Here is a 7106-nt window from a genome sequence, read left to right as displayed (position 1 = left end):
GTACTAACAAGAATAGGTCTTCATGGCCTTTTTGGTCTAGTCGTCAGGGTGTTGCACTTGAATTGTAAACTGGGGAACTTAATAATCTTGTCTGAATTATCATAAAAACCCGCTGCGCTTACTCCATCAATGGAACCTAGCATTGTTTTATTGAGTTGCAGATATACCTGAGTTGCAACTTGAGGTATCAGTAATTGAACTGCCGGTTTAATGTGAGGCTTAAGATGCAAGTCACGTAGTTTTACCTTAACAATTCTTCCACGTAAATATGGCCATAATGTTAAGTAGCCAAGAGTTTGAGAAACAGCCAGAATAAGAATATACATCCACGTGTCCGCACTTGTTTTAACAAACACAAACGTAAGAACAAGAGACAGTATGCGAACAAGGGTGCTTCTTGTTACCGTCACTTTAAAGTCTTCCATGCCTTGGAAGAACCATGAAATATCAGTAGCAGTGCCGATTAGCATGATTCCCTGTATCAAAAAGAAAATTCTGTATCGGTCGCTAAAGCCAATAAATAGTAAATAGGCAGCCATTGCGATTGATATAGATAAAAATTTAATAATAGTTAGTTCCCAAAAAATACTAGATCTGGATTTAACATCGTCCTTATGATAAGCAATTTCACGATTACCATATATGTTTAGGCCTAAACTGCCGAAAAGAATAAAATATTGTACAATCGAATTTGTATAGGAATTGACGCCTACACCCGAGGGCCCAAGTACTCTTGTGATATACGGAATTGTGACCAACGGAACAATCAGTATGAACACTTGGTACCCGGCGTTCCACAAATAGTTCTTTACGACCTTCATTAAATTATAACCCACTCATTTCCTATTAGTTTTGCATAAGTATATCACAGTTAACGCCGATATGAATTTCGAGAAACTGTCCCGGCAATATCAATACAAAAGAAACTGCGTCCAACCCAGCGAGGACCACTTTATTGGAACAAGTTCGCCTGGCCGCCATTTTTAAAGGACTGCCAGACCAAATATTGTCCGAACTAATACCGCTAATATTCCGATAATATGCCCTCAAAGCTTTCACCTCACACTTTTCGGTGGTAACCTTAACGATAAAGTTTTTTGGAGGCGACTATGACACAGCATCAAGCATCCCCGTCCGACCTGGTGCCGGACGGCCACCATCACATGACAATCCACTGGCACAACTTCGTCAAGGACGATGAGGTGCTGGTGACGCAGGCCAGTCTGGCTGAGCGCGCCAGCATTGTCGGCCGCGTTGGGCTGATGCTGCTGGGCGCCGGCACCGGGGCGTGGCGTGTGCGTGAGGCGATGAACAGCGTTGCTCGGCCGCTGGGGCTCACCTGCGCTGCCGATGTCGGCCTGATCTCAATCGAATACACCTGCTTTGAGCACGGCCACCACTACTCGCAGACGATGTCACTGCCCAACAGCGGGGTCAACACTGACAAGCTCCACGCAATGGAAATTTTCGTCAACAACTTCGCCGAGACCCTGACCAACCTGACCGTCCACCAGCTTCACACCGAGTTGGATAAAATCGATAACAAGCGCGGCAATTACACGCCGCTTCAGGTCGGTCTGGCCTCGGCACTGGCGTGTGCGGCCTTCGTCTTTCTGCTCGGCGGCGGCCCCATCGAGATGTTCTGCGCCTTCTTCGGTGCCGGCATGGGCAACTATGTCCGGCGCCTAATGCTCGACCGCCACATCACGTTGTTCGCCAACGTCTCTGTGGGCGTGGCCGCTGCCTGCCTGACCTACGCTGGTGTGTTCGCGCTGCTGCAGCTCGTATTTCATGTCGCGGCCGCACACGAGGCCGGCTACATCGGCGCCATGCTGTTCGTGATTCCCGGGTTTCCCTTCATTACCTCAGGGCTGGATATGGCAAAACTCGACATGCGTTCCGGCCTTGAACGCGGCACGTTCGCGATCCTCACCATCGTGGTCGCGACGTTGACCGGCTGGGTGATCGCCATGCTGATCCAGTTGCGGCCGGAAAACTTTCTGCCGCTGGGGCTAAGCTTCTGGCCGCTCCTCGGCCTGCGCCTGGTGGCCAGCTTCTGCGGGGTCTTCGGGTTCTCGCTGATGTTCAACAGTCCGGTCAAAATGGCCACGACCGCCGGTATCATCGGGGCTGCCGCCAACACGCTGCGCCTGACTTTGGTTGGCTTTACTGTCCCGGCCGCGGCCGCTGCGTTTCTCGGCGCCCTGCTGTCCGGCCTGCTGGCGTCTTTGGTCAATTCAAAAAATGGCTACCCGCGCATTTCACTGACCGTGCCCGCTATTGTCATCATGGTGCCCGGTCTCTACATGTACCGGGCGATGTTTAACCTGGGCATTTCGAATCTCGATGTCGGCGGCACCTGGCTGGTCCAGGCCGCGATGGTCGTGGTGGCGCTGCCCCTCGGGCTCGCCTGCGCGCGCATACTCACCGACAAGAGCTGGCGTCACGCCGATTAACCTAGATAATGCACCGTGCTGAGCCGCCCGCTCAGCACTTTTTTTATTATTCCGCGTTAGAATTGAGGCGAGGTGATCGGAATGGATGAAAAATGGCTCGCACAGCTCCCCATCGAGCCAGTAACTTCGTATCAAGGCGTTCACGGCGGCGACGTCAATCAGGCGTATCACCTGCACACTGCCAAGCGCAACCTGTTCCTGCTGGTGCAGCCAGGTCAACCAGCGAGTTTTTACGCCGGTGAAATCGCCGGTTTGAACGCGTTCCAGAACAATGGCATTAACGCGCCGCACGTGTTGGACAATGGGGCCATCGCTGGCGACGGCTATTTACTGCTGAGTTACATGACCAGTGGCACTGGCGACAAGGCGGCACTCGGTCATTTAGTTGCCAAGCTCCATCAGGTCAATAGTCCGACTGGCCGCTTCGGCTTCGATCAGCCCTATGCCGGCACCTCAGTCAGTTTCGACAACGCGTGGACCGATACCTGGAAAGCACTCTTTGTCGATCACCGCCTGGACGTGCTCGATCAGGCACTGACGCGCAAAGGCCTGTGGAACGCTGACGACCATGCTCGGTATTTGCAGGCGCGCGCCAGAATTGTTGCCGCGCTGGCGACACACAAAAGTCAGCCCGTCCTGTTGCACGGCGATCTGTGGTCCGGCAATTTCATGTTCACGGCAGATGGCCAGCCTGCGCTGATTGATCCGGCGGCGCTATATGGTGACCGTGAGTTCGACATGGGCATCACCACCGTGTTCGGCGGCTTCAACGACCGCTTTTACCAGGCCTATGCGGCGGACCTACCACTCGAACCGGGCGCGGGCAAACGGCTCGACTTTTACCGGCTATACCTGCTCATGGTGCACCTGGATAAGTTTGGCAGCAGCTACGCGCGGCCGGTGAGTCAACTCTTAGGTAGAATCATTACAGGATGAGGCCAGTCGCATAAGGGCTTCGTGTGCTGCCCTTTGCAACCTGTTTTGAAAGCGGCTTCCATCAGTGGTTAAATGAACTTAGCGTGTATTCGGCGCATTAACTATTCTTGGAGGCAGAACTTATGAGTGTTTTTCCTAAAGGATTTCTGTGGGGCGGCGCCATTGCCGCGAACCAAGCGGAAGGTGCCTGGCAGACGGATGGCAAGGGCCCGTCGATCAGCGATGTGACCCCGCACGGCTTGGGCGGCGAGATCGACAAAAAGCCCATCCCTGGCAAGTACTACCCGAACCACGAGGCCATTGATTTTTACCACCGCTACCAAGGCGACCTGCAGTACATGCAGGAAATGGGCTTCAACTGCTTCCGGACGTCGATCGCCTGGAGCCGGATTTTTCCCGACGGCGAAGAAGCCGAGCCCAACGAGGCCGGCCTGAAGTACTACGACGACCTATTTGCGACCATGCACAAGCTGGGTATGGAACCCCTCGTCACCATCAGCCACTACGAGACCCCGCTGGCGCTGCACGATAAGTACGGCGGCTGGACCGACCGCCACCTGATCGACCTGTACGAAAAATACTGCCGCGTTCTGTTCACGCGCTACGGCAAAACCGTGCATTACTGGATGACGTTCAACGAAATGAACAATACCCATACCATCCCCTTCGCGGCCGCCGCGATCGACGTCACCGGCGACGTCGACCACAAGACGCAGCAGATGTACCAGGCCGAGCACAACATGTACGTGGCCAACGCCAAGGCGGTGCGGCTGGCCAAACAGCTGATGCCAGACGCACACATGGGCATCATGCTGTCGCTCAGCCAGGCCGCCGTGTACCCGGCGACCCCGGCGCCCAAGGACGTGTTCGGCGCCATGCAGCTGCAGCGGCGCACGTTTATCTCCGCCGACGTTCAGCTGCGCGGCGAGTACCCCGGCTATGCCAAGCGCATTTTCAAGGAGCACCATTTTGAGCTCGACATGGGCCCAGATGACCTGCAGCTGATCCACGACTACCCGTCTGAGTACCTCGGCTTCTCCTACTACCGCTCCTCAACTTACGCCGATGGCACGCCGATCTACGGCGACACCGGCGGCGTGGTCGGCCGGCCAAACCCGTACCTGAAGTCCACCGACTGGGGCTGGCAAATCGACCCACTCGGCCTGCGCTGGATCTGCAACCTGGTTCAGGACCGCTATAACTGCCCGATGTTCATCGTCGAAAACGGCTTGGGCATGAAGGACAAAGTCGCCCCTGACGGCAGCATTCACGACCCAGAGCGCGCGGACTACTTGAAACAGCACGTACAGGCCATCGGTGAGGCCATCAAGGACGGTTGCAACATCATGGGCTACACCTGGTGGGGCCCAATCGACATCGTCTCCGCCGGCACCGGCCAGATGAGCAAGCGTTACGGCTTTGTCTACGTTGACCGCGACGACGAGGGCCACGGCACCCTCGCTCGCAGCAAGAAGGACAGCTTTGAGACGTACAAGCAGATCATCGCCAGCAACGGTGAGTGTGTCTTTGAAAAGTAGCGCAATAACGGCGCGACTGCTTCGTGATGAAGCGGCCGCGTCGTTTTAGTACCCGTGAAAAAAACTGGCTCGTGAAATCAATGAGTCAGGTTCGCCATCGTACCCGCCGGTATGAAACCAGTACCGCGATCAGCGGCTATCAACCAAATGAACAAAAAAAGCGTCTCCCAGATACCTAGGATTCGCCATGTTGCCTATCGCTCAAACACGCGGATCAAATCCTCGCAACCGAGGTCACGACACTCCCGTCAAGGCTTCCCCCGAAACCTTCACTAGCAACAAAATCAGTATAGCTTTTTCACCAAATATATCAACTCGATTATCGCAAAGGATGATTTTTGAAAACTGATAACAGCGTGAAAGCTTAACCACGTGTGGTCAAACCCTCAAATTATATTTTATGGGGTAATGCTTATGCTGGTCTGATTTGGAATATGCCCATAAATGGGCTTTATAAATATACCATCACTTACCGCAGATAAACATCGGCAAAGCTTGGCACATCAATAACGAGGTCCCAGGCTCACAGATATCATAATAATTTTTCATTTTGAGAATATATGCCGCCAGTTTGCGGTTTTTGACCATTCGGTTGGGTCGATATAGGTCCCTGCGTGTCGAGATTTGTTGATCAAGATAACTATTTTATTCATCTCTGTCCCTGCTTCAGAGGGAAGATTCCCAGCGCGGCGGGCAGCTGGGGTGACGCCGGGCAACGCCTCTATCATGAATACAAATAGTATCGGATACTGGGGTTATTTATTATTTTAAATGTCCATTATTACTTTTTTGCCAAATTTTAGTAATAATTCAGAAAAATACAGTCGTTTACGATATGCAAACACCTGCCAAGATGAGTTCGTGCGCGGCCGCTGCTGCCATGTCGAGCGCGTGAACGTTTGGCTTCAACCTGTCGCGGCACTTGATAGCGTCTAGTTGCGGCTCTGCGGGGCTTTTTTCAATGCAACGATAAGCGCCAGCATCAGTGCCCCAAGTGCAGTCAGGCTCAGCGCCCAGACGCTGCCGGTTTGCGGCAACCCCACCCGCTTCGGCCGGTTGGCAATCTTCAGTGGTGCGGTGTCGGCGGCGGTCACCCCTGCCCGGACCGTGAAGGCAACCGGCACATTGAGCACCTGATAACCCCCGGGGGCTCGCACCTCAACCAGGCGGTACTGGCCTGGCACCAGCCCGTCAATGACAAAGCGGCCACCGTGATCAGACTCCAGGTGGCGCCACTGGTCCGCAGCCAGGTGCTGCCCAGCCCGCCAGTCCCCATGAACGGTCAGGGTTTGGCCGGCGAGATTTTGAACCACGAACACGGCGCCGGCCAGTCCGCGCTGAGTCGTGCCATCGACCTTGCGAAAGGCCTGCCCGCCAAATCGCGGCCGGACGGCACTTTTCGGATAAAGCTCAAGGTCGCCCAGCGCTGGCAGGGTCACGACCATCGTTTGGCTGTGCTGGCCAGCCGGGCCTTGCACCTGAACGAATTTGTACACCGCCAGGCGGCCAGCCTGCGCGCGCGGCAAGCCCGGAAAGTCGATGCGGCCGGCCCGGTCGGTGCTCCCTTGGACGATTTTGCGCCCACAAATGCCCTTGGCGATGCGGGATTGCGCGTGGGTCCCGCCGCCCAGCGCCCAGTATGGCTCCGTCACGTCGTAAGCGGCAAAAGTGACGCCCGGTTCGCCGTGGATCCTCACTGTCGCCGCGTCAGCCGCCTGGTTTGGCGCGGCTGCCAAGCCCATCAGCACCAGCACCGCAGCCACGAGCCCTTGCAACCAGTGTTTAGTCATGACTCGTCACCACCCTTCGCCGCACCCAGGTGGCCAGGCTCAGTATGGCTGCCAAACCCAGGCCCCAGGCGGCCAGTTGTCGCCACTGCCCGAAACCGGGGCCGCCGGTGTGAGGAAGGACCGGCTGCGGCTGATTCTTGCACGTCAGCGTCAGTATGTCCGTTTGATCTAGGGGCAGGGCATGGCCATCGACGGTCACGGTGTAAGCCGCTGTTCCGTCGCCGTCTTCAGTTGCGTGCCCGGACCCCGCCCAATCCGCGGCGGTCACCACCACTTTGGTGACTTTGCGATTCAGCTGATACCCAGCCGGCCTCAATTTTCAAGTCAAGTGCAACGATGATAACGAATTCTTGATAGTGGTCTAGGCTGTTACGCCATGCATCGGT

General features: G+C 55.3%; 5 protein-coding genes. 3 read left to right on the top strand and 2 right to left on the bottom strand.

Going from position 1 to position 7106, the window contains the following annotated elements; translation table 11 throughout:
• Positions 1 to 20 precede the first annotated feature (20 nt).
• A complete protein-coding gene (locus JUF21_RS11325; RefSeq protein WP_203664687.1) occupies positions 21 to 821 on the bottom strand; it encodes an oligosaccharide flippase family protein in 801 nt (266 codons plus the stop codon).
• A 288-nt stretch (positions 822 to 1109) separates the two neighbouring features.
• On the opposite strand from JUF21_RS11325, the gene JUF21_RS11320 reads away from it, so the two are divergent.
• From JUF21_RS11320 to JUF21_RS11310, 3 genes are all read left to right on the top strand, one after another.
• Positions 1110 to 2456 carry a threonine/serine exporter ThrE family protein gene (locus JUF21_RS11320; RefSeq protein WP_203623686.1) on the top strand — a complete coding sequence of 449 codons (1347 nt, stop codon included), beginning with the start codon at positions 1110 to 1112 and terminating at the stop codon, positions 2454 to 2456.
• Positions 2457 to 2537: 81 nt separating this feature from the next.
• Positions 2538 to 3392 (top strand): fructosamine kinase family protein, encoded by an 855-nt coding sequence (locus JUF21_RS11315; protein WP_203664680.1) that lies wholly within the window; start codon positions 2538 to 2540, stop codon positions 3390 to 3392.
• A 122-nt stretch (positions 3393 to 3514) separates the two neighbouring features.
• On the top strand, positions 3515 to 4930 hold the full coding sequence (locus JUF21_RS11310) for a glycoside hydrolase family 1 protein (protein ID WP_203623684.1): 1416 nt from the start codon (positions 3515 to 3517) through the stop codon (positions 4928 to 4930).
• A gap of 932 nt (positions 4931 to 5862) precedes the next feature.
• Here JUF21_RS11310 and JUF21_RS11305 read toward each other — a convergent pair.
• Entirely contained in the window at positions 5863 to 6720 is an 858-nt protein-coding gene (locus tag JUF21_RS11305) for a collagen binding domain-containing protein (protein ID WP_203664678.1), read from the bottom strand.
• Between the last annotated feature and the right edge of the window lie 386 nt (positions 6721 to 7106).

The sequence above is a fragment of the Lacticaseibacillus sp. 53-4 genome, assembly GCF_016861805.1.
In the GTDB taxonomy this organism is placed as follows: domain Bacteria; phylum Bacillota; class Bacilli; order Lactobacillales; family Lactobacillaceae; genus Lacticaseibacillus.
This window is presented reverse-complemented; position numbering and strand designations above follow the sequence as displayed.